At 61.1% G+C, this 21540-nt stretch carries 16 protein-coding genes; 8 read left to right on the plus strand and 8 right to left on the minus strand.

Annotated elements, in window-relative coordinates; all coding sequences use genetic code 11:
* The first annotated feature begins 85 nt into the window (after window positions 1–85).
* From QZ498_RS04440 to recR, 3 genes are all read left to right on the plus strand, one after another.
* Window positions 86–1852 carry a DNA polymerase III subunit gamma/tau gene (locus QZ498_RS04440; RefSeq protein ID WP_294620530.1) on the plus strand — a complete coding sequence of 589 codons (1767 nt, stop codon included), beginning with the start codon at window positions 86–88 and terminating at the stop codon, window positions 1850–1852.
* Window positions 1853–1948: 96 nt separating this feature from the next.
* Window positions 1949–2293, plus strand: a complete 345-nt coding sequence (locus tag QZ498_RS04445; RefSeq protein WP_294620531.1) for a YbaB/EbfC family nucleoid-associated protein — start codon at window positions 1949–1951, stop codon at window positions 2291–2293.
* A 106-nt stretch (window positions 2294–2399) separates the two neighbouring features.
* Entirely contained in the window at window positions 2400–2993 is a 594-nt protein-coding gene (gene recR, locus QZ498_RS04450; RefSeq protein WP_294620532.1) for a recombination mediator RecR, read from the plus strand.
* A gap of 87 nt (window positions 2994–3080) precedes the next feature.
* On the opposite strand, the gene QZ498_RS04455 is transcribed toward recR, so the two are convergent.
* Window positions 3081–3821 (minus strand): DUF1013 domain-containing protein, encoded by a 741-nt coding sequence (locus QZ498_RS04455; protein ID WP_294620533.1) that lies wholly within the window; start codon window positions 3819–3821, stop codon window positions 3081–3083.
* A gap of 116 nt (window positions 3822–3937) precedes the next feature.
* On the opposite strand from QZ498_RS04455, the gene QZ498_RS04460 reads away from it, so the two are divergent.
* The 4 genes from QZ498_RS04460 to QZ498_RS04475 all read left to right on the plus strand — a co-directional run bounded on the left by QZ498_RS04460 (window position 3938) and on the right by QZ498_RS04475 (window position 8157).
* A complete protein-coding gene (locus tag QZ498_RS04460) occupies window positions 3938–4582 on the plus strand; it encodes a ribonuclease T2 (RefSeq protein WP_294620534.1) in 645 nt (214 codons plus the stop codon).
* A gap of 500 nt (window positions 4583–5082) precedes the next feature.
* The gene (locus QZ498_RS04465; RefSeq protein WP_294620535.1) at window positions 5083–5853 is read left to right on the plus strand and encodes a sugar transferase; all 771 of its coding nucleotides are present in this window, start codon (window positions 5083–5085) and stop codon (window positions 5851–5853) included.
* A 32-nt stretch (window positions 5854–5885) separates the two neighbouring features.
* Complete coding sequence (locus QZ498_RS04470; RefSeq protein WP_294620536.1) at window positions 5886–6704, plus strand: CpsD/CapB family tyrosine-protein kinase; 819 nt, start codon at window positions 5886–5888, stop codon at window positions 6702–6704.
* A 133-nt stretch (window positions 6705–6837) separates the two neighbouring features.
* Window positions 6838–8157, plus strand: coding sequence for a DUF874 domain-containing protein (locus QZ498_RS04475; RefSeq protein WP_294620537.1), 1320 nt, complete (start codon window positions 6838–6840; stop codon window positions 8155–8157).
* 4 nt (window positions 8158–8161) lie between these two features.
* On the opposite strand, the gene QZ498_RS04480 is transcribed toward QZ498_RS04475, so the two are convergent.
* Window positions 8162–9520 carry an oligosaccharide flippase family protein gene (locus QZ498_RS04480; RefSeq protein ID WP_294620538.1) on the minus strand — a complete coding sequence of 453 codons (1359 nt, stop codon included), beginning with the start codon at window positions 9518–9520 and terminating at the stop codon, window positions 8162–8164.
* Window positions 9521–9739: 219 nt separating this feature from the next.
* Between QZ498_RS04480 and QZ498_RS04485 the strand changes: the two genes are divergently transcribed.
* Window positions 9740–10945, plus strand: coding sequence for a glycosyltransferase family 4 protein (locus tag QZ498_RS04485; protein ID WP_294620539.1), 1206 nt, complete (start codon window positions 9740–9742; stop codon window positions 10943–10945).
* Here QZ498_RS04485 and QZ498_RS04490 read toward each other — a convergent pair.
* Genes QZ498_RS04490 through QZ498_RS04515 form a run of 6 tightly spaced genes read right to left on the minus strand, consistent with a single transcriptional unit; the run spans window position 10942 to window position 21538 of the window.
* The gene (locus QZ498_RS04490; protein ID WP_294620540.1) at window positions 10942–11784 is read right to left on the minus strand and encodes a glycosyltransferase family 2 protein; all 843 of its coding nucleotides are present in this window, start codon (window positions 11782–11784) and stop codon (window positions 10942–10944) included. The genes QZ498_RS04485 and QZ498_RS04490 overlap by 4 nt on opposite strands.
* The gene (locus tag QZ498_RS04495; RefSeq protein ID WP_294620541.1) at window positions 11777–14215 is read right to left on the minus strand and encodes a hypothetical protein; all 2439 of its coding nucleotides are present in this window, start codon (window positions 14213–14215) and stop codon (window positions 11777–11779) included. Before QZ498_RS04495 ends, QZ498_RS04490 begins: the two co-directional genes overlap by 8 nt.
* Window positions 14212–15168 (minus strand): hypothetical protein, encoded by a 957-nt coding sequence (locus QZ498_RS04500; protein WP_294620542.1) that lies wholly within the window; start codon window positions 15166–15168, stop codon window positions 14212–14214. Before QZ498_RS04500 ends, QZ498_RS04495 begins: the two co-directional genes overlap by 4 nt.
* A gap of 33 nt (window positions 15169–15201) precedes the next feature.
* Complete coding sequence (locus tag QZ498_RS04505; protein WP_294620543.1) at window positions 15202–15900, minus strand: 4'-phosphopantetheinyl transferase; 699 nt, start codon at window positions 15898–15900, stop codon at window positions 15202–15204.
* A 5-nt stretch (window positions 15901–15905) separates the two neighbouring features.
* The gene (locus QZ498_RS04510) at window positions 15906–20528 is read right to left on the minus strand and encodes a MupA/Atu3671 family FMN-dependent luciferase-like monooxygenase (RefSeq protein ID WP_294620544.1); all 4623 of its coding nucleotides are present in this window, start codon (window positions 20526–20528) and stop codon (window positions 15906–15908) included.
* Window positions 20525–21538, minus strand: a complete 1014-nt coding sequence (locus QZ498_RS04515; protein WP_294620545.1) for a glycosyltransferase family 2 protein — start codon at window positions 21536–21538, stop codon at window positions 20525–20527. Before QZ498_RS04515 ends, QZ498_RS04510 begins: the two co-directional genes overlap by 4 nt.
* Window positions 21539–21540 lie beyond the last annotated feature (2 nt).

The raw sequence follows: 21540 nt of genomic DNA on the forward strand, positions 1-21540 counted from the left end.
CAAAAGCAAGCCGCTGCGCAGAAAGGTGGACGCCCCGCGCGACCCGCTTTAGGTTCAACAGGTATCGCGAATCCAAAGGCCCCGAATGACCGACACCCCCTCGACAGCCTATCAGGTGCTTGCCAGGAAATACCGGCCCGAAACCTTCGCCGACCTGGTCGGGCAAGACGCCATGGTGCGCACCCTGAAGAACGCCTTCAAGGCCGACCGGATCGCGCAGGCCTTCATCATGACGGGCATTCGCGGCACCGGCAAAACCACAACCGCCCGGATCATCGCCAAGGGCATGAACTGCATTGGTACGGATGGTCAGGGCGGCCCTACGACCGACCCCTGCGGCAAGTGTGAGCATTGCACCGCCATCATGGAAGGCCGCCATGTAGACGTGATGGAGATGGACGCCGCCTCGCGCACCGGTGTGGGCGATATCCGTGAAATCATTGAATCGGTGCATTATCGCGCGGCCTCGGCCCGCTACAAGATCTACATCATCGACGAGGTGCATATGCTTAGCACCTCGGCCTTCAACGCGCTTCTCAAGACGCTGGAAGAACCGCCCGAGCATGTGAAATTCATCTTCGCCACGACCGAGATCCGCAAAGTTCCAGTGACGGTTCTGTCGCGTTGCCAACGGTTCGATCTGCGCCGGATCGAACCAGAAGTGATGATCGCCCTTTTGCAAAAAATCGCTGGTGCCGAGAACGCCGAGATCAGCGAAGATGCGCTAGCCCTTATCACCCGCGCCGCCGAGGGCTCTGCCCGTGATGCCACCTCTCTTCTCGATCAGGCCATCAGCCACGGCGCGGGCGAAACCACTGCCGACCAAGTCCGCGCCATGCTTGGGCTGGCCGACCGGGGCCGGGTTCTGGACCTCTTTGACCTGATTATGAAGGGCGACGCCGCTGGCGCGCTGACGGAACTCAGCGGCCAATATGCCGAAGGGGCCGATCCAATGGCCGTGCTGCGCGATCTGGCGGAAGTGACCCATTGGATTTCCGTGGTCAAGATCACGCCCGAAGCCGCCGAAGACCCCACAATCGGCCCCGACGAACGGGCCCGCGGCCAGAGCATGGCCGAGGCCCTGCCGATGCGGGTGCTCACCCGAATGTGGCAGATGTTGCTCAAGGCATTGGACGAGGTGGCCGATGCCCCCAACGCGATGATGGCCGCCGAAATGGCGGTGATCCGCCTCACGCATGTGGCGGACCTGCCCAGCCCCGAAGAACTGGTGCGCAAACTGCGTGATACACCGCCGCCGCCTGCGCCGGGTCCCGGTAGCGGCGGCACGGCGGCCCCGCAATCCGGCGGCACGACACAGTCCCAAGGCGGCACCCCCGCCCCCACGCATCCCGGCCCCTCCGGCCCAAGTGCTTCGGGGGCAAGCCCCGCGCTCGCCGTGGCCAATGAGGCCGCGCTGGCCCATTACCCGACCTTCGAACATGTGGTCGAATTGATCCGCACACAACGCGATGTGAAACTGCTGGTCGAGGTGGAAACCTGTGTGCAACTGGCCAGTTACCGGCCCGGGCGGATCGAATTTCAGCCGACGGAAAACGCCCCCCAAGACCTTTCGCAACGGCTTGGGTCCGCACTGCAACGCTGGACCGGCACGCGCTGGGGAGTGAGTGTGGTCAACGACGGCGGGGCCGAAACCATCGCGGCGAAACGCGATGCGGCGGAAACCGCACTCAAGGAGGAAGCCTCCGACCACCCGATGGTCAAGGCTGTCCTTGCCGCCTTCCCCAAGGCCAAGATCACTCAAATCCGCACACCCGAGGACCAACAGGCCGAAGCACAAGCCGACGCCCTGCCCGAGGTCGAGGATGAATGGGACCCCTTCGAAGAAGATTGACCGCCTCACCCTTGCCGCCCGCCCCCGGCGCTGCAATATGTTAACGAACCAACGGCGCGCGCCCGCGCCGTAACCACTCACAACCGGAGAGATCAGATGTTCAAAGGACTGGGCCAACTCGGCGATATGGCCGGCATGATGAAAAAAGCGCAGGAAATGCAAACCAAGATGGCCGAGTTGCAGGAAGAGATGCACAACATCATGGTCGAAGGCGAATCCGGCGCGGGCCTTGTCAAAGCCACTTGTTCGGCCAAGGGCGAACTCAAGGGCCTTGATATCGACCCGTCGATTTTCAACTCCGACGACAAGGAAGTTGTCGAAGACCTGATCCTTGCCGCCATCAAGGACGCCCAGCAAAAGGCCAATGACCGCGCGCAGGAAGAAATGAGCAAACTGACCGAGGAAATGGGTCTTCCAAAGGACATGAACCTGCCCTTCTGATCTTCATCTTTCCACAAATACTCCGGGGCGTCGTTGAGAATCCTCAGATCTTCAACGTAGGGGGCTGGCCCCCAACCGCCCCGACCAGCCACAAGCGCCCCCGCCCATGAGTTCCACCCGCGACATCGACGCTCTGATTGACCTGATGGCGAAACTGCCGGGGCTTGGGCCGCGTTCGGCCCGGCGCGCGGTGCTGCACTTGATCGCCAAACGCGAATTGCAACTCCTGCCATTGGCCGATCTGATGCAAAAGGTCGCCGCCACGGCGCGCGAATGTCTCAACTGCGGCAATATCGGCACGGCGGATGTCTGCGATATCTGCACCTCGGAAAAACGTGCCAATGGGCAGCTTTGCGTGGTCGAAGACGTGGCCGACCTATGGGCGATGGAGCGCGGCCATGCCTACAAGGGGCGTTATCACGTGTTGGGCGGTACGCTCAGCGCGCTGGATCAGGTGGGGCCGGAGCAGTTGCGAATCCCGCAGCTGGTCAACCGGGTCGACGCGGAAAACGTGACCGAGGTCATTCTTGCCCTGAATGCCACCGTGGATGGTCAAACGACGGCCCATTACATCGCCGACCAGTTGGAAGACCGCATCACCCTGACGTCATTAGCGCAGGGTGTGCCGATTGGCGGAGAGCTGGATTATCTCGACGACGGCACCATCAGCGCCGCGCTCAATGCCCGCAAGAAGCTTTGACCTAAGCAGTTGGACCAAAAGTACCGTAGATGAAAAAGGCCGGACCTTTCGGAAGGCCCGGCCATTTGTCATCGTGTCCGCCTGAAATCAGGCCTCGTCGTCTTCGTCGTCGGAACTGTCCGGCAGGTTAAAGAAACTATCGGCGTCGATCTTTTCTTCTTTCTCCGTGTCGTCCCCGCCAAGGCTGAAGGTTTCCAGCCCCTCGATCGCGGTCGGAATGCGCGGCTCGGCATCGCCCTCAAGGCTTTGCTCGGTGCTCAGCAGCTTGCGGCGCTCGTCGTCATCCATCGCCTCGCCTTCCTTGGCCTTCTTGGCAGCCGCCTTTTGCACGGCAGCATCCAGTTCGGATTGCTTGCACAGCCCCAAGGCAACCGGGTCAATGGGTTGCATGTTGGCGATGTTCCAGTGGGTCCGCTCGCGGATCGACTGGATCGTGGGTTTCGTGGTCCCTACTAGCTTGGCGATTTGAGCGTCGGCCAGTTCCGGGTGGAACTTCACCAGCCACAGAATCGAATTCGGGCGATCCTGACGCTTGGAAAGCGGCGTGTACCGCGGACCACGGCGTTTTTCTTCGCCGGACGCGGCAGGATTGAACTTGAGTGTCAGCTTGTGCAGCGGATCGGCCTCGGCCTTGTCGATCTCGTCTTGCGTTAGTTGGTTATTGGCAATCGGATCAAACCCCTTGACACCAGCTGCCACATCGCCGTCGGCGATGCCCTGTACTTCCAGCTCATGCATTCCGCAGAAATCGGCAATCTGCTTGAAGCTGAGCGTTGTATTATCCACCAGCCAAACGGCGGTGGCCTTTGCCATAAGCGGTTTTGCCATATCTCGGGCCTCCTTCGCGCAAATCTTCCCCGTTGCCTTAATCGGCTGCGACCTGATCGGGCGCGGGTTTCCGTTGTCGGGGAACTTGGCCGCTATATACTGATACACGTCAGAAAATGGAAGGCCAAAGAATGCGCGCGTTCGTGTTGTTTTTGTTCAGTGCCGTCGCGGCCCTTGCCGAAGGCGAGCGCCCAGGCGAATTTGATTACTACGTGTTGGCTCTCAGTTGGTCACCGACGTGGTGCGCATTGGAAGGCGATGAGCGCGACTCGCCACAATGTGACGCATCGAAAGATCATGGTTGGATCCTGCACGGACTTTGGCCGCAATACCACCGCGGCTGGCCGTCGCATTGTAAAACGGCCGAGCGCCCACCCTCGCGCCGGATGACAGCTGAGATGGCCGATATCATGGGAACCTCGGGCTTGGCTTGGTACCAGTGGAAAAAGCACGGCAGTTGCACCGCTCTTTCCGCACCGGCCTATTACGCCCTGTCACGCCAAGCATACGATAGCATCAAACGCCCCGAGGTGTTTCGCAAACTCACCAAGCCGGTCAGACTGCCTGCATCGGTGGTCGAAGACGCATTCCTGAAGGCCAATCCAACGCTGGAACCCGATATGCTGACGGTGACCTGCCGCGCTGGCCGCGTGCAAGAGGCGCGCATTTGCCTGTCAAAAGACCTCACGCCGGTGCCTTGCGGTCGCGATACGGTGCGCGATTGCCGCTTGAAAGACGCGCTGTTTTCCCCAATTCGCTGAGCCTTCGGTTTGGCCGCCAAACCTGCGAATCTCTGCCTCATATGATGGCCGAATATACCCTCTGACCGCGCCCAACGACTGCCTCTTGCGTGTCACGAATTTGGCAAAACAGAAAATTTCCGTGGCAAGCAGAAGGCAAATTTTGTTAAAAATAAGGCAAACGTTTCTTTTTCAGAAACAGTTGCCACTTTCGTATTTGACTGTACCCGTATTTCCCTGTCTGATGAAGCTCGCTTTCGGTCAGGGAAACAATCTGTTTCCATGAAAATTGGCCGAATTAGGGCAAAAAATTGTTAAAGTCTTTCAATAACTTGCTGAAAGTCGACAAGGGTTTGGTTTGGTGAGGTATGCGGCTTTGCCGCGCGCGTCCGCCGCTCGGAACAGACGAAGGGAACGAGAAAGTGTCGCTGCCACGACGCCTCGTTTCTCAAACCTCGCCAGACAACCGTCAATGACGAAGGCCAGTGAAGACAATAACCAGTGTTGCCGGGGGGGCAACTATGAAAGACGATGTGCTCACAAAGGGCTCTTTTGGAGAGCCCGACCATTTCGAAACGCTGCGCGTGACGCGAACCACCGCCCCGATGCGGGTCGTCTATGCAGGCGATTCCACGCTCCTGCCTTCGCCGTCTGGTCCGGTCCATCAATCGGGACGGCGCGGCATTCTGTACCGCAAGCATGGCAAGCGCCTTCTGGACGTGGCTTTTGTTTTGGCGACGGCTCCGTTGACCCTGTCGATCACGCTGCTTTGCGCGCTGGCGCTTTGGGTCGAGGGCGGGCAGCCCTTCTATCGCCAAACCCGGCTTGGCGCGAATGGCAAGACGTTCCGCATTTTCAAACTCCGCACGATGGGCCAAAATGCAGAGCAGGATCTTAAGACCCTTCTGGTGAAAGACGAGGCCCTTCGCGAAGAGTGGGAAACCACCCAGAAGCTGAAGAATGATCCGCGGATCACCCGGGTTGGCGCCCTTCTACGCAGCACCTCCCTCGATGAGATGCCGCAGTTTCTGAACGTGCTGAAAGGCGAAATGAGCGTGGTTGGCCCGCGCCCCATGATGCCAGACCAACTGCCGCTGTATCCTGACCCCTCGTCCTACTTCGCCCTCCGGCCGGGCATCACCGGCGAATGGCAAGTATCGGACCGGAATGAAACCAGTTTCGCCCATCGCTCCACTATTGACACACGGTATGATCATTCTTTGACCCTTATCGGAGACCTGAAGATCATCGCAAAAACAATCGGCGTGATCATGCGCCGGACTGGCTATTGACGAAAAAAACCACATATCCGGGATCTTCAGCTATGAACATGAGCTTTCCAACGGCAACAAGCCAGCAGCACGAGCTTGTCGCGACATCTGCCAAGGCCCCCGCGCCGCAGGCGTCCGGCGATGTGCTTTTCGGAAATGGCCGCGTTCATGCGCGCAAAGATGCATGGGAAACGCTGCGGCTCATCCGGCCCGACGTGCGTCAGCACCTCTTGTCCGGTGCGCCCTTGGTCGATTACCACCGGGACCATCCAGCCTCCAAGGCCTTTGATCTATTGCGCACCCGTTTGGTTCAAACGCTACGCCAACACGGCTGGAGTCGTATTGCCATCGTCGCCCCCACATCGGAAAGCGGCGCCACTTTCACCGCGGTCAATCTTGCCCAAAGCCTTGCCCGTGTCCCCGGCTCACGGTCGATCCTTGTCGACCTTGACCAACGCAAGCCGGGGGTCGCCAAAGCACTGGGCCTGCGGGACAACTGGCGGATCAGTGATTTCCTATGTGGCCGCACCTCCATGGAGCGGCACATGTTCCGTGCCTCCGATAGCCTCGCGCTCGCGCTGAATACCGTGCCAAACCCGGACGCGTCGGAACAACTGCACGATCAGGTCAGCGCCGCCGTATTGGAAGACATGGAAGAGGCCCTTCTGCCCGATGTCGTACTCTACGACCTTCCACCAATGCTTGAATATGACGACGCAGCCGCCTTTTTGCCCAATGTCGACGGTGTGCTGCTGGTGTCGGATGGTACACAGACCACGCGCCGTCATATCGAACAATGCGAGCGCATTATCGATGGTCAGTCACAGCTTCTTGGCGTTGTGCTCAACCGTGGCCGTGTAACGGCAGATTGATTTCCTCCCTGTCCGACGCCAGATTAAACTCACAACGGTCATAGTTTTGCCGGGTTGTCATGGTTTACACGCGCGTAAACCACCCATTCGCCAGGGCCAAAGGGAGACGGCGGAACAGAAGGCAGGTGAAAAGTTGGAGCAGTTGATTTCCATCGACGAATTCGTTGATCTGGTACGCCGGCGTATCAGGGTGATTTTGGCTGTCACTTTTCTGGGCTCTTTAGCCTCGGTTTTCTTCGCCATGCAGCAGACCCACCTCTACCGCTCCTCCGAGGTCATTCAGGTCAAGCGCCCGACAGTCGATGATGAACTTGCCCCGACAACGGTGGACCGTGCCTCGGCCCGCCGCTTGCAACTGATCCAACAACAACTGATGACGCGCGGCAATCTTCTGGAGGTTGCCGAGAAATATGATCTTTTCGAAGGGATGGAGGGCCTGACCCAAACGGAAAAGGTGGCGAGCATTCGCAGTGCCGTGACCATTGAAGGTGTCGCCGCCGCGCGCGAAGGTTTTACCGACGACGGTACCGTTTCGGTCATCACCATCACCGCCACCTTCGATACCCCCCAAAAAGCGCAACAGGTGGCGCGCGAGTTTTCTGCCCGCACGATCGAGATCAGTGCCAATCAACGCCTCGAACAAGCGCGCGAGACCCTCGCATTCTTCGCCAAGGAGGAAGAAAAACTCCTGGAACAGCTTGAGACGCTGGAAGATAACATCACCGCCTTCCGTCGCGAGAACAATCTGGCAATCTCCGGCAGCCTCGAATTTCGGCAAACTCAAATCGCCACCGTCAACAGCGCGATACTGGATGTCGAGCGTGAGATCATCACACTCCAGCAAGAACTCGCACAACTTGACCAGAACCAACGCGCCGCCACGCTTCAGCGTCAACAACGTGAAATCGAAGCGCAGCTTCAGGCGCTGAACAATCAAAAAAGCCTGCTTGAAGACCGCGCCGAGGAACTCAGCACCACTATTCAGCGCTCTCCGCGAATCGAGCGCGAACTCGGAGCTTTCGACCGGCGCCGCGCAAACCTGCGTGACCAACTCGATGTCATCAACGCCCGCCGCGCCGAGGCCGAGGTGGGCTTCAAACTGGAACAGCAGCGTCAGTCCGAACGCCTAACCGTGATCGAACCTGCCGCCCTTCCCGAATACCCCTTCACGTCCAGCCGAAAGAAAATGGTCGTCATGGGGTCCTTCGCCAGCATACTTCTGGGCATCGGTCTCGCGTTCCTTCTGGATATGCGGCACCCTGTGATCCGCAGCAGCCAGCAGATGCAGCGGCGCATCGGCGTAACACCTGTCGTCACGATCCCGGAGATGAACATAAAACCCATGAAAGAGCCAAAGGAGCATTGGCGCACACGCCTCAAACGCGGCTTCGCGAACTGTCTGCCGCAAGCGCGCAAACGGCGCGCCAACGAAAACACCAAGGGCAAGGCCTAGATATTTACAAGCCCGACAGGTCGGCAATGTCCGAAAAGTGCATACTCACTGCGACGCCGATAATCGCTATGGCGATTATGCCCGCCACCATATCATGCGCAGGGTCCCATACGCCATGCACCCGCGCCAACCAGACCAGAACCGGGTAGACCAAAACCGCGGCAAGCCCCAAGGCTACAATCGCCCCCAACAGACCGAATTGCGTGATGCCTATCAACAGGCCGGCAACCTGCAAAACCGCGCGCGTTCCCGAAAAAACAAAGAACCGCTTGGAGTCACCGGCCGCAAGGGCGGCTTGGTCATAGGTTACACCGATCACCTGCGGAACAAGCGCACATGCGATCAGGACGACCATCGCACCCGCTTGCGCATAGCGGTCATCGTACAGCACATCCACCAACCATGGCCCGGCAACCGCCATGACGGCCAGCAGGCTCATGATACCACCGGTCATGGCCACGCGAAGCCTGCGCAGCTTCGCGGAGGTCTCCACCCCCTTTGCCGGAAGCATCTCACGATAGACCGGGATCAAGACCTTCTGCGTCACCGCATGCCCCAAAAGCAAAGGAAAGGACGCAAGGAAATACCCGATGTTATAGATACCAAGGGTTTCAAGGCTCAGGAAGCGACCCAAAATCGCCTTGTCCCCTTGGCTTGTCACGAACCAGAACGCGGTGCTCAGGAATATCCACTTGCCAAAGCGGATAAGCTCCTTGGCCGCGGCCGGCTCCCATTGGAAGCGGTTGGCCTCACCGGGCAGGAAGACATGCATCAACAACAGTTTCGCCGCCGCTCCGATCACCCCGCCTATCACCAGAGCAACCACCGATCCGGTGATCCACGCCAAGATGATCATGCTGACGATACCAATGACCTGGCTCAGCAGGTCCAGCATCGTGAGCCGGCCCACCAGCAAATGCCGGTGCGCTGTCTCGATGCGTGTCGGGTTGAACCCGGCGAGAACCAAGGAAATAGCGGCGATCGGTAAATAGGTGGCCAAGTCAGGGGCGTCATAAAGCTGTGACGCGGGCCACGCCAAAAGGCAGGCCACCGCCCAGAGGCATACGCCCCGGATCACCTGAATGGTCCAGGCCGTGTTCAAGAACGCCGGATCGTCGCCGCGCTTGTTTTGCGAAATCGCCGGGCCGATGCCCACATCAGAGAACATCATCAAGCCTACAGTCACCACACTGACCAAGGCCATCAGGCCAAACGCCTCGGGAAACAACAGCCGCGCCAGGATCAGGTTCGACGCCAGACGCAACGCTTGGCTGCCGCCATAACCAAGCACCAACCATGAAGAACTGCGCAATACGCGGGCCACCAATTGATTGCCCCGGAATGCCGATATCAGGGTGGTCATGGTGCGCGCTCCGGCGGTGCATTGGGTTCGCGCCAAGGTACGCCCCGCTCGCCCAACGGTCAATGAAACCAAGGTTTTCCAAGCGTTTTTGCCACCTGACAGAGACAATATTGCCCGCGTCGCCACACTGTCTCGGCCTCTTGAATACTGCGCCTTTCCCACATGACAATTAGCCGCTAGGAAAGACTGACAAGCAGTTTTCCAAGGCGGAATGCCCTCGTGACCATCGCTTATGTCCTCAATACCTATCCACAGCCTTCGCACAGCTTCATCCGCCGTGAGGTCCGCGCACTGGAGGCACAGGGCACGCCAATTCTACGCCTCGCCATGCGGCGCCCGACGATGCCGCTTGTCGATGCACAGGATTCCGAGGAAGAGGCGCAAACCGAATACGTCCTCGAAAAGGGCGGCGCCGCCCTTCTCGGTGCCGTTCTTTCGCGATTGCTCAAGACCCCCGGGGGCTGGTTGAGCGCCCTGCGTATGGCCATGCGTGCAGGCAAGCGCAATCCGTCGGGCCGAATGCGCCACCTGATCTATTTCGCCGAGGCCTGTTATATCGCCGATTACTGCTCGAGGGCAGGCGTCTCCCATATACATTCCCATTTCGGCACCAACTCGGCCACTGTCGCAATGCTGACCCATGCCATGGGTGGACCAAGCTATAGCTTCACGGTGCATGGGCCGGAAGAATTCGACGCCCCCGGTGCGCTATCCTTGGGCGATAAAATGGCCAATGCCGCCTTTACCGTCGCCATCAGTAGCTTTGGCCGAAGCCAACTGTACCGCTGGGTGGATCATGCACATTGGCCACGTCTCAAGGTGGTGCATTGCGGCATCGACCCGGCCAAGTTCCCCACACCCGATCCCGTGACCGAAGGCGCGCCGCGCCTTGTCGCAATCGGGCGGTTTTCCGAACAAAAGGGGCAACTGGTACTGGTTGAGGCCATGGCACAGATCGTGGCCCAACACCCCGATGCGCAGCTGTCGCTTGTAGGCGACGGCGAAATGCGCCCCGAGATCGAGGCAACGATCAAATCACACGGGCTAGAGGGCAACATAACCCTCACCGGCTGGCTTTCCGAGGAAGAGGTACGCGCTGAACTTGCCCGCGCACAGGCGCTCGTCATGCCCAGTTTCGCCGAAGGCCTGCCCATGGTCATCATGGAAGCCTTGGCCGCGGGCCGACCCGTGATCGCTACTTATATCGCGGGCATTCCCGAACTCGTGCAACCGGGCATAACAGGCTGGCTTGTCCCGGCGGGCGATGCCAAGGCCGTGGCGCAAGCGGTTGATGACTTGGCCAAATGCGATGCCGAGACCCTGACCCGGATGGGCAATGCCGGCCGCGCGCGTGCACTGGACCGTCACGACGTGGAAAAGGAAGCGGCAAAACTTGCCGGGCATTTCGCACGGGCAAAGGGCTAACGCCCCCGTGCCCAAGCCGACGTTGACTCCACAAGCCCCGACTTCACCGCCAGTTTCACCATCAAATACGATACAAGGCCAAGCGGGTCAGAAAACCCAAAACGCAATACTTCAAGCGTATTCGGCGGCTTGATCTCGTCGTTCTTCAGAAGCTCGGGATAACAGGCGGCGATCTCATCCACACCATCATCCTGCCTCTTGCGCACCTTGACCAGATTGATGAAGCCCTCCACCATGGGCCAGCTGTAGCGCGCCGAAACAAGCTCGCGCTCCTCGGGCGCGAAATGCAGGCGTGCAAACGTATCGTCGGAGATAATCTCCGGCCAAGCCCCCCAACGCGCACGACCTGCCATGTTCATGGCAAAAACGCCGAACCCAGGTACACCCTGCGTCACAAAGGGCAGGCGTTGCCAAATCCGCGCATAGGCCCGGGTAAAACCACTTTGCGCCTGTGCAACCTCGGGCCGCCCGGAAGCATAGCGCGGCACTTGCCCCTTCAAGGCCTCGGCCAACTGTCCAAGCAAAGGGCGGCTGACGATCACATCAGCATCCAGATAAACCAGAACATCGCCCTTGGCTTTTGTCTCACCAAGGTTCAAGGCATTCAACTTACCCGGCGCTTCAGTCTCGATCACCGCAAATGCCCAGCCTTGGGCACGCGCCGCCTCGGCAAAGCCTTGCGCGACCATGACGGTGCTATCGGTGCAGGCATTGGCCACCACCACCACCTCGGCCCGATAGGTCCCGGGGGTTGAGGCCAAAAGCGCTCTCAGGCAATTGCCTATATAGCTTGCCTCGTCATGAGCCGGGATAATGACCGAGACCAAGGGCTTACTCACAACCCACCTCGCAAAGCAACGCCCCGCGCAGGGCCGCCCACCGCGGGTTTTCATCATCCAGATGGCGCAAATGCCCCCAGCTTCCCCATTTCGTGGGCGCGTAGACATCCGCATAGGCGGTAAACACGCCGCCGGTCAGGTCACGCCACCCTGCAAAAAGCTGCTCATAGAGGACGGCCATCTGCGGCGAATAATTTAACGCGTGGAAAAACGCGGTCAGCTCCTCATTGTCCACCGCCCCGCCGATGCCCACCACATGGCTCCCGCCTTCATACATCACCAGTTCCAACCCATGCGCCTGCGCCACCTCGGCGTGATAGGGCAGCACACGCCCCGTAAGGTCTGCGACCGTATCGACGGCATCGCCACTCAAGGCCCCCGCCTGCAATTCCTCGCCCGCCTTACGCAGTGCCAGATCAAACTGATGCTCTTGCACATGGGCTGCAAGCGCCTCACCGGTGAGGCCGGTCTTGCGCCCCTCGGCCTCGGCCGCGGCCCGGCTTTCCTCAAGCCAGCCTGCCACCAACTCGGCCCGCGCCTCGGTCCCGAGGATACCACCGAAATAGCCCGTGACCGCGTAAGCATCGAAGGCGATCCAGGGCGGCACCCCGTCGCTCTCGGGTTCGGCCATCCAAAGCGGGGCCTCGAACACCAACTCCTCAAGTCCCAGCCAGCCTGTCTGACTGGAAATCACGTTGATCAGTTCCGGCCCGCCTTCGCCCCAGACATCGGACCAGATCCCCGCCACCTGCGCCGCGCGCATGCCATAGAACTGCGCGCCCGCGTCCTCGACGCTCCAACGTTGCTTGCCCTGTCGAGCGGCCCAACGCGCCTGTTCAAAGGCAAAATTCCAAACCTCGTTGGAATACTCGGCATAGACTGTGCGCTCTTCGTGCAACCCCTCGCGCACCATCCCGGCAAAAGCCCGCACGAACTCATCATCGGCCTGGTGCGGAATGTTCAGCCATGCATCGGCCCCCACCTCCCGCGCCAGCCGTAGCATGATCTCTAACGGCACACCCTTCAGGGCATAGCTATAGTCGCCGGGCTCGGGTCGCTCCGACCACCGCGAAATCTCCGAATTATTGGTCTCCATCCAATCCATGAAGCGCAGCAGTTTGAACCCCTGCAAATGCTCCAACCAAAGCGGGTTAAAGACCTCACCGGCTTCAAACCGCGCGATATGCTCTTCCTTCACCACGGTTATCTCGCGCACCGGATCGTCGGGGTCGCTGCGTTGAATCCGAATATCCACCAGCCCCTCACCGGGCGTGAAATCAAACCGTACCTCGCCATCGCCGTAGCGAATGTTGCGGGCGCGGCCCCCAACCTCGACAATCCCCTGCCCTTCAAAGGCCAGCCGATAGCGCCCGGCGGTATAGCCCGCCTCCTGCGGTAAATCGGTCAGGATGACGGTGCCCAGCGTGCCCAACTCGCGCGGCAATCGTTTGGGCCATCCATCGTCATCGAGATAATCACCCTCGACCAGCTCTGCATGCCCCGCGCCACCCCACTGGCCGGGCTTATGCACGATCCAAGGGCGCGCGGTTTTCATCACATCCAAGAAGGGCTGCTGCACCGACCAATCATTGACCGCTGCCAGACCGATCCCGACATTGCCCTTGGCCTCCGGCGCAGGCGCCTTTTCAACCTTTGGGCTTGTCTGTGCTGGTGCATTGCCACCAGCCACCCGCGCCGCCACTACCTGCAACTCGGCCGCCAATTCCTCGGGTGGCGCGTCATAGGCCTTCCCCCAAGGATTGGTCAGGCGATGCGGCAGGCCCTCGGGGCTTTGCCCGGTAAGAAAGCCGTATTGCACCAGCGCCACGTAATAATGCCCCAGATCGCTTAAATGAATATCGTCATCGAAAAGCGGGGCCAGCCCATCAAGCCCCGTCACCTGCCCGGCCTCGATCGCCGCGTGCAGGGTTAGCATCGCCTGCCCCGCTGGCAAAAGGCGCATCTTGGGGCTGCCCTCGGGCCGGGCGGCATTCACATCCTCAACAATGCCCTGCCAATCCCCGGCCTGTGCAGCAATCGCCGCGCGCCACTCCGCACCCGGTGCGCCATGCGGCCATGTCTCTTGCAAGAACACCTGTGCCTGTGGGTTCCCCTCAACCGCCAAGCCATGAAACTTCCCCGCAAATCCGGCGCTATCGTTCCACTTGATCTGATCGGCAAGCGGGATCGCTTCGGTCAGGATCACCGCATTCACAGCGCCCTGCGCCAAAACCTCACGCGCATTGTCACCCTTGGCCTCTTCCCCGTTGTCCCAGTTGTACCGCAAGGGCGCGCCATTGATGACCTGCGCCGAGACCTCAGGTGTATGCCCCCCGGCCTGCAACAACTGCTCCAACATGCGCGGGCCGGTCTGGCCAAACAGGCTATGGCCCACCAACAGCACCGACAAAAGGATCGCACCAAGGTTCATGGCGCCACCCCCGTTTTGGGATAGCTTGTCACGACATCCCACACGATCCGCTGCATCAGGGCCGCCGCCTCAGCATCCGGGGCCTTGGCCGCGCTACCATCGGCAAGGCGCAACTCATGGGGCAACCCCGTGGGCGAGCGGTGGTACAGCACCGCATAATGGGTCAGCGCCACCAGATAAGCCCCCAGATCGTTGATATGGATCTGATCAAGGCCGCCATCTTCGCCCCGCGCGAAAAGGTCCTCGCGGGTGCGGATATTCCCAACACCGCCCCGCGCCTCAACCTCGCGCACGAACCACGCCATGACCTGCCCCGCCGGGATCACCCACACCGGGCTGTCGGGGCTATTCACCGCCAGATCAGGCAGCAAAACGCCGTCCTCCCAATAGCGGGTCAAATCCGCATCCAGTCGTTCAAGCCAGCCGTCGGGATCATCCAGCGGATGCCATGTTTCATAAACGTACACCCGCGCCTTCGGGTTGCCCTGACGCGCAAGTTCCGCCCATTTCGGCAAATAAACCCCGCTGTCGTGGTATTTGATCGCATCGCGAATCTCGACCATCTCGGTCAGCACCACCGCGTCATAGTCGCCGGATCCCAAGGCCTCTTTCGCATCACGATAGCGGGGGTGGTCGTTCTCGCGCTCGAACCCATTGATCGGCAGATCCTCCTCCCAATGATGCTTGAGCGACGTACCCCAGCCAAGCTGCTGCTCATATCCATGCCCCTCCCCGGCCAATTGCGCCAGCATCGCGGGCATGTCCCGCCCGACCAGAGAATGCCCAAGGTGATACACGCGCAATGCGCCCTCTGGTGGGGCAAGGGGCGCGGCATAGGCGGCTTTCACAGCGTCAGGATCAGGCTTTGATGGCCCAAACCAATCGCGCAGGAAAGGCACTGCCGCCAAGACCGCAATCGGTATCAAAAGAAGCCTGCGCCGCCATCCAGCCATGCCATGAATCCCTGCTCAACCCGTTTGTGAAACCTAGCGCGCGGCACCCTCGCCCGGCAATGCCATGCCGGTCACGATCACACCGCCATCAAATCGAAACTGCCCATTCAAACACGCCCCGCGCGTGAAGGGCAAGACATCTTGGGTAAAGGTCGCCTCGAACTGCCCGGTCTCAAGGTCCGGGGTGATCTCGAAAGCCTCAAAGCCGATCAATTGACGGGTCACAGCATATTGCGCCTTATAGGCACATTCCTTGGCCGAAAAAATCAACCGCGCCAAACGTCCACGCACGTCGCCCGACTGCACCGATAGCCAGCCGCGCTCGGCCGGGGTGCAGACCACCTCGATCAAATCGGCGGGCAAATCCTTGTCTTCCTCAAGATCTAGGCCCAGCGCAGCATAGCGCGCGCCCTCGGCCACCACGGCCAGACAATGGGTATCGGTATGCGAAATGCTGCCCACCAAACCACGCGGCCAAACCGGCGCACGATCCGGGCCATGGGCCACCGCCCGCACCGGCAGGCCCGCCCGCTCCATCGCCTGATGCGCGGCGCGGCGACCTGCGGCAAACTCGGCCAAACGCTTTTCCGTGGGACGCCCATGGCCCGCCGCTTCACCTGGCAAAAGCCCCTCGGGCGCGCCCCATGGAAAGGCAAAGCCCACAGCCACATCCTCGGGAAAAAGATCCCGCGCCATGGCCTCAATGGTGTCTTCGGCAAATATGTCGGCCAAGGTATTCATCCCGCGCGCCGCCCCCGATTGGCCCGCATCGCCCGCCGCCGTGACATGGTCTCGCTGACATCCGGCGCATCCTCGGCCACGGGCTCGGGCGTGGGATCAGGCGTTGCACCCAACAACCGATCCACATGCGCCGCCAGCGCATTCAACACAGGGAAGCGGAAGATATCGGTGATCGCCAGCTTGGCCACCTCCAACTCGCTGCGGATTTCCCGGTGCGCCTGCACCGCCAAGAGCGAATGACCGCCCAGCTCAAAGAAACTGTCGCTGCCCTGCACGTGTTGCAGGCCCAAGACCCGCGCCCAGATGCGCGCGATGGTCTCGGCGCTGCCGCCCTTGGCGGGGGCCTCGGCCAACACCTCGACCGTCGCTTTGGCCTGCGGTGCTGGCAGTGCCTTGCGGTCAATCTTCTTGTTCGGCGTCAGCGGGAAGCGCTCCAGCGTCACAACATGGCGTGGCACCATCACCTCGGGCAAAGCCTCTGACAAATGCGCGCGCAGCGCCTCTTCGCTCACGCTGGCATTGGCGGTGATATAACCCGCCAATTCCGGCACATTGCCCGCACCCTCGCGGGCAATGACAACCGCTTCACGCACCGCCGGATGGCTGCCAAGCCGCGCTTCGATCTCGCCAAGCTCAATCCGCTGACCGCGGATTTTCACCTGATGATCGCTGCGGCCAAGGAAGGTCAACCGCCCCTCGGCACTCCACGCTACCAAATCGCCGGTGTGATACATCCGACCATGGCCCGCGATATGATCGGGCACAAAACGTTCTTCGGTCAGGTCCTCGCGCTGCCAATAGCCACGCGCAACCCCCTTGCCACCGATCAACAACTCCCCCGGCACACCCACCGGGCAGGGCTGCCCGGCATCGTTGAGCACATAAACGTTTGTATTGGCGATAGGCTTACCGATCGCCACAGCGCCCGCACCACTGACCGAGCCATCCACCTTCTGCACCGCCGACCAGATCGTCGTTTCCGTCGGCCCATACATATTGGTGATCTGCGCCCGCGTGCAGCGCCGCAAATCCTCCACCAAGCCACCGGGAAGCGCCTCACCGCCAAGGTACAGGTGCTTCACCCGGCCCAGCGCCAACCGCGCCTCGTCGTTCATGGTCAGCATCCGCGCCATGCTGGGCGTACACTGCATGTGGGTCACGTCATGGCGCATGATCTGCGCCGCGATCGAGAAGTCGTCAGCGGCCAATTCCGCCGCCTCGTTCGACCGCTCGCGCACCTTCGCCAGATGGGTCAACCCTTCCAGAACATGTGCATTATCAATGCCGTAGTCGATCAGGCAGGCGATCTCACCCACTCCGATCTGTTTGAGTTGCTCAACCCGGGCAATCCCATCCTCGACCGTGCCAAACAGGCCGGAATCGTTAAAATACCGGTCAAAGGCGAACTCAAGGATTGCCTCCATCGCCTCCTCATCCAGCGCCGACAGGTCAAGCTGGAACGGGTTGTCGACACCCTTGGGCTTTTTGAACGCCGGGAAGGCCCAAGCATACTGCTTTATCAACCCAGCCGCACTGCGCAGATAGTCCTGCAACGGCCCCTTGGCGATCTCACGCACCGCCTCGCGGTCTTCGCCAATCAGAGTGTGCAACATCACCGTCACGGTGAAATCATCCGGGTCAAAGCCGCTCTCGCGCAGGGCATCGTGGTAAAGCGTGATCTTCTCGCCCACCTCGTCAATGCTTTGCCCCAAAAGGTGGGTCAGGACATTGGCCCCGATCCGCCCGGCCTCGCGCCATGTTTCGGGGTTGCCCGCCGTGGTCACCCAAATAGGGATTTCCTTGCTCACCGGGCGCGGCTGCGTCAGCACCGGCAGCATCTCACCCTTGTCATTGGGGAAATCCACCGCCTCACCACGCCACAAACGGCGCACTTGGTCGATGGTCTCAAACATGCCGTCCTTATTCTTGGGCGGTGTGTTTTCGGGGCGCAGCACAAAGTCATTCGGATGCCAGCCCGAGGCCATGGCAAGCCCCGCCCCACCATTGGTCAGGTTGTCGATCACCGACCACTCCTCGGCAATCCGCGCGGGATGGTGCAGCGGGGCCACACAACTGCCCGCGCGCACCTGAATGTTCTGGGTAATGGCCGCCACCGCCGCCCCGGTCACCGCCGGGTTGGGGTATGGGCCACCAAAGGCATGGAAATGCCGCTCGGGCGTCCAAAGCGCGTCAAAGCCATTGGCATCGGCAAACTTCGCGCCCTCCAGCAGCAATTCATACTTGCCGCGCCCGGCCTCGCAATCATTGCTCCAGTAATAGAGGCTGAAATCCGCCCTCCGGCCCGACCCGCTGATCGCACCATTCGACACCGCCGCGCGGCCCTCGTCACTGACCAGAACCAGTTTGAAACCACGCGCCAACGTATAGAACAGTTCCAACACCGAGATATCGAAGGCAAGGCTTGTCACCGCCATCCAGACACCACCGTTTTCATGGTCAACGGCGGCATCCATGCCGGTAAAGAAATTGGCGACATTGCCGTGTTCCACCATCACGCCCTTGGGCGTCCCGGTGGAACCGGAGGTATAAATCACATAGGCCAGATCACCGGCCCCCGCGCCACCATCCACATTATCGGCCAGTCCTTCGGCCACCTCCGGATGCGCCTCGAAGGTCACAACCTTGGCGCCCGTGTCCGGCAACGCGCCGCGCAGCCCCTCCTGCGTCAGCACCACAGAGGCCTGACTGTCGGTCACGTAATGCGCCAAGCGATCCGCCGGATAGGCCGGATCAAGCGGCACATAGGCCCCACCCGCCTTCAGGATCGCCAGCGCACCAATCAACAATTCCGGCCCGCGATGCACGCAAAGGCCCACATGGCTGCCGGGGGCGACGCCCGCATCGCGCAACACCTGCGCCATGGCATTGGCCTGCCCGTTCAAAGCGGCATAGCTCAGTTCTTGATCCTCGAAGGCCAGCGCCACAGCCTCGGGCGTTTTTGCAACCTGCGCCTCGAACCCGGCGTGAATGGTCATCGGCCCATCCAGATCGACAGCCGTATCGTTCCAGCCATCGGTCACCTGCCGCGCCTCGCCTTCCGGCAAAGGGGCCAAGTCGGCAAAACTGTCCGCCTCACCCGCCCCGGCACAGCCCTCAAGCGCCAGCTTCAGCCGCACGGCCAAAAGGTCCACCGCTTCGGGCGACAGACGCGCAGCATCGTAATGCAGGCGCATCTCGCCGCCCGCCACGGCCAGCGTCACAACGCTTTCTGCAACCGGCGCATCCTGCCCCATGTGCAGGGCCATCTGCGGCACGCGCAGCCCATCCAACTCGGTCAGGCGCAGCGCGAGATCGGCGGCAAACCCGCCCTTGCCCGCCGCGCGGGCAATCTGGCTGCCCAAGGCCACGCGCATCGCGCTAAGGCTTGCCGCTTCACCCTCATCGGCCCCCAAAGGCACCCAATGTGCCAAGAACCCCGGCGCGGCCTGCGCCGCCTCGTCCAATCCTGCATCCGTATAGGCCAGCATCGCCGCCCGGTCGCCGCAACTCAGCCGGCACCACGCCAGTGCCGCCGCCGCGATCCCGGCCTCATCCAAACCAGCCACGGCAGGCATCTCAACACTCTGCCAATCCGCGCCATCATCCGAGCCTTGCGCCAAAGGCAGGTCCGCCGCCTGCATTGCGGTCAGCGCGGTGATCCACCCCGCCTCGGCCTCCGCCGCGCGCTTGGCCGCCGCGTCAAAGCCCGCCGTATCCGGCATCTGCAAAACGTCGCCCGCATTCACCAATCGGGCCGGGTCAATCGCCTGTCCCTTGGTCGTTCGCAAGTCGCGCAAGACCACGACCCCCGCACCCGTCGCCACGCGCAACCGGTCCGACATGACCTCCAAAACCGTGCCCGGCTCGGCGGTGCTGACGGTGCTTTCCGCCTCCGCCGCACCCACGCTCAGCAATTTCTGGGCCAGCGTCACCTTGGGCGTCGCCACCGGGTTGCGATAGCCGCCGAAATCCAAGGCCCGCACCATGCGCGCAAGGTCCGCCGCTGACCTGCTGAAATCCAGATGCGCCCCCGCTGCGGGCCGGGCGTTCAGGGCATAATAACTCCGCTGCGACAGGTCTTGCGCCTGCCGCTGCAAATCGCCGCTTTCCAACTGCGCCACCAGCGCCGGGAAACTGTCCATCGCCGCTGCATAACACTTGGAGTTCAGGCTAAAGGCCGTGTCATCCTCGGCAACCGGCACCATGCGCTGCTCAAGAATATCGCCCTCGTCGATCCCGCCTTCGATCATGTGCCACGTGATGCCATGCTCGGGTTCCCCGATCAGGATCGCCCAAACCGGCGTATTCAACCCCGCATAGCGCGGCAAAGGCCCGTCGTGAAAGTTCACAGCGCCCTTTGCGGGCAGGTCCAAAACCGCCTGCGGAATGACCCGAAGGTTGGCAATGCTCAAAAGCCAATCCACCGATCCCGGGGCCACCGCGCCAGTCACATCGTCCATGGCCTCGATCACGGCAATGCCCTTGCCCTCGGCCCAGTCCCGAACACCTGCATCGCGCGTCACAACCGCCGTAATGCCATGGCCCTTTTCAAGCAGGTGATCCCCACATCCCACCAAAAGGGATTCGTCACCGATCAAAAGCGTGGAAAATGAGGTCATTTGCTGTCCTCCGTCATGGGCCGGGCCAAGGAAACATCGCGCCGGGATGGGCCGCGCGAAACCATTGCGGCCAGGAAATGGGAAAGAAGATCACGGGCAAACCCGGGCGGATCGCGCTGCGGCTTGCCGGTCAGCATCCGCCGCAATCCATAGATGCCACAGCCCGCCAGTCGCGCCAGCGTGGCCCAGATGGCATAGGCGCGCCCATGCACCTTGGTGAAATAGTAAAACCGCGACTCGAACCAATAGCGCGGCGTGCGCGCCCAGTCCTTCATCGCGGTCGAGGCCGACCCGACATGCGCCACCTCGCTGGCCGGCACGTAAAACGTCTGCCAGCCGGCGCGCGCCGCCCGGCGGCACAGCTCGGTTTCCTCGTAGTACAGGAAAAACGTCTCATCAAAGAGGCCGATTTCATCCAGCATCTCGCGCCGCATCAGAACCGAGGCCCCGGCGACCCAATCCACTTGGGTGGTCTGCATGGGGATCTCCATCGGCACCACCGAGGATTTGAACAGCTTGGTAATCAACCCGGTGCGCGCCGCGCCTTCGAACTCGCCACTGGCCGACGGGAAGCGGAAGACCGTGCAATGCGGCGCGTCATCGGTGCCCTTGATATAGCTGCCCACCAAACCGGCGCGCGGCTCGTCCTTCATCACATCCAGCAGTCTGTCCACCGCGCCCGGATCGGGCCACGCGTCAGAGTTCAGGATATAGAAAAAATCCGGCACCGCGCCCGAGGACATCCCCAACCGCATGCCAATATTATTGCCCGCCCCGAAACCGCCGTTTTCCGGGCTCTGCACCACGCGCAAAAACCCATCCTGCGTCCAGCCTTCGGACTCGGCCTTGTTCCGGATCACATCGAAAGACCCATCGCCCGAGGCATTGTCGACGATGACGACCTCACCCCCCAATCCGCGCATCTCGCGCACCGCAGCCTCGGCCGCCCGCACCGTCAGGTCAGGTGTGCGATAATTCAGGATCACGGTGAGGATGCTTGGCTTGGTCACTT

This window comes from uncultured Roseovarius sp., from assembly GCF_913057115.1.
Lineage (GTDB): Bacteria > Pseudomonadota > Alphaproteobacteria > Rhodobacterales > Rhodobacteraceae > Roseovarius.

Bases quoted from the DNA above. Each gene is read 5' to 3' on its own strand.
- QZ498_RS04440 (WP_294620530.1), top strand. From the start codon at position 86: ATGACCGACACCCCCTCGACAGCCTATCAGGTGCTTGCCAGGAAATAC.
- QZ498_RS04445 (WP_294620531.1), top strand. From the start codon at position 1,949: ATGTTCAAAGGACTGGGCCAACTCGGCGATATGGCCGGCATGATGAAA.
- recR (WP_294620532.1), top strand. From the start codon at position 2,400: ATGAGTTCCACCCGCGACATCGACGCTCTGATTGACCTGATGGCGAAA.
- QZ498_RS04455 (WP_294620533.1), bottom strand. From the start codon at position 3,821: ATGGCAAAACCGCTTATGGCAAAGGCCACCGCCGTTTGGCTGGTGGAT.
- QZ498_RS04460 (WP_294620534.1), top strand. From the start codon at position 3,938: ATGGAAGGCCAAAGAATGCGCGCGTTCGTGTTGTTTTTGTTCAGTGCC.
- QZ498_RS04465 (WP_294620535.1), top strand. From the start codon at position 5,083: ATGAAAGACGATGTGCTCACAAAGGGCTCTTTTGGAGAGCCCGACCAT.
- QZ498_RS04470 (WP_294620536.1), top strand. From the start codon at position 5,886: ATGAACATGAGCTTTCCAACGGCAACAAGCCAGCAGCACGAGCTTGTC.
- QZ498_RS04480 (WP_294620538.1), bottom strand. From the start codon at position 9,520: ATGACCACCCTGATATCGGCATTCCGGGGCAATCAATTGGTGGCCCGC.
- QZ498_RS04495 (WP_294620541.1), bottom strand. From the start codon at position 14,215: ATGAACCTTGGTGCGATCCTTTTGTCGGTGCTGTTGGTGGGCCATAGC.
- QZ498_RS04500 (WP_294620542.1), bottom strand. From the start codon at position 15,168: ATGGCTGGATGGCGGCGCAGGCTTCTTTTGATACCGATTGCGGTCTTG.
- QZ498_RS04510 (WP_294620544.1), bottom strand. From the start codon at position 20,528: ATGACCTCATTTTCCACGCTTTTGATCGGTGACGAATCCCTTTTGGTG.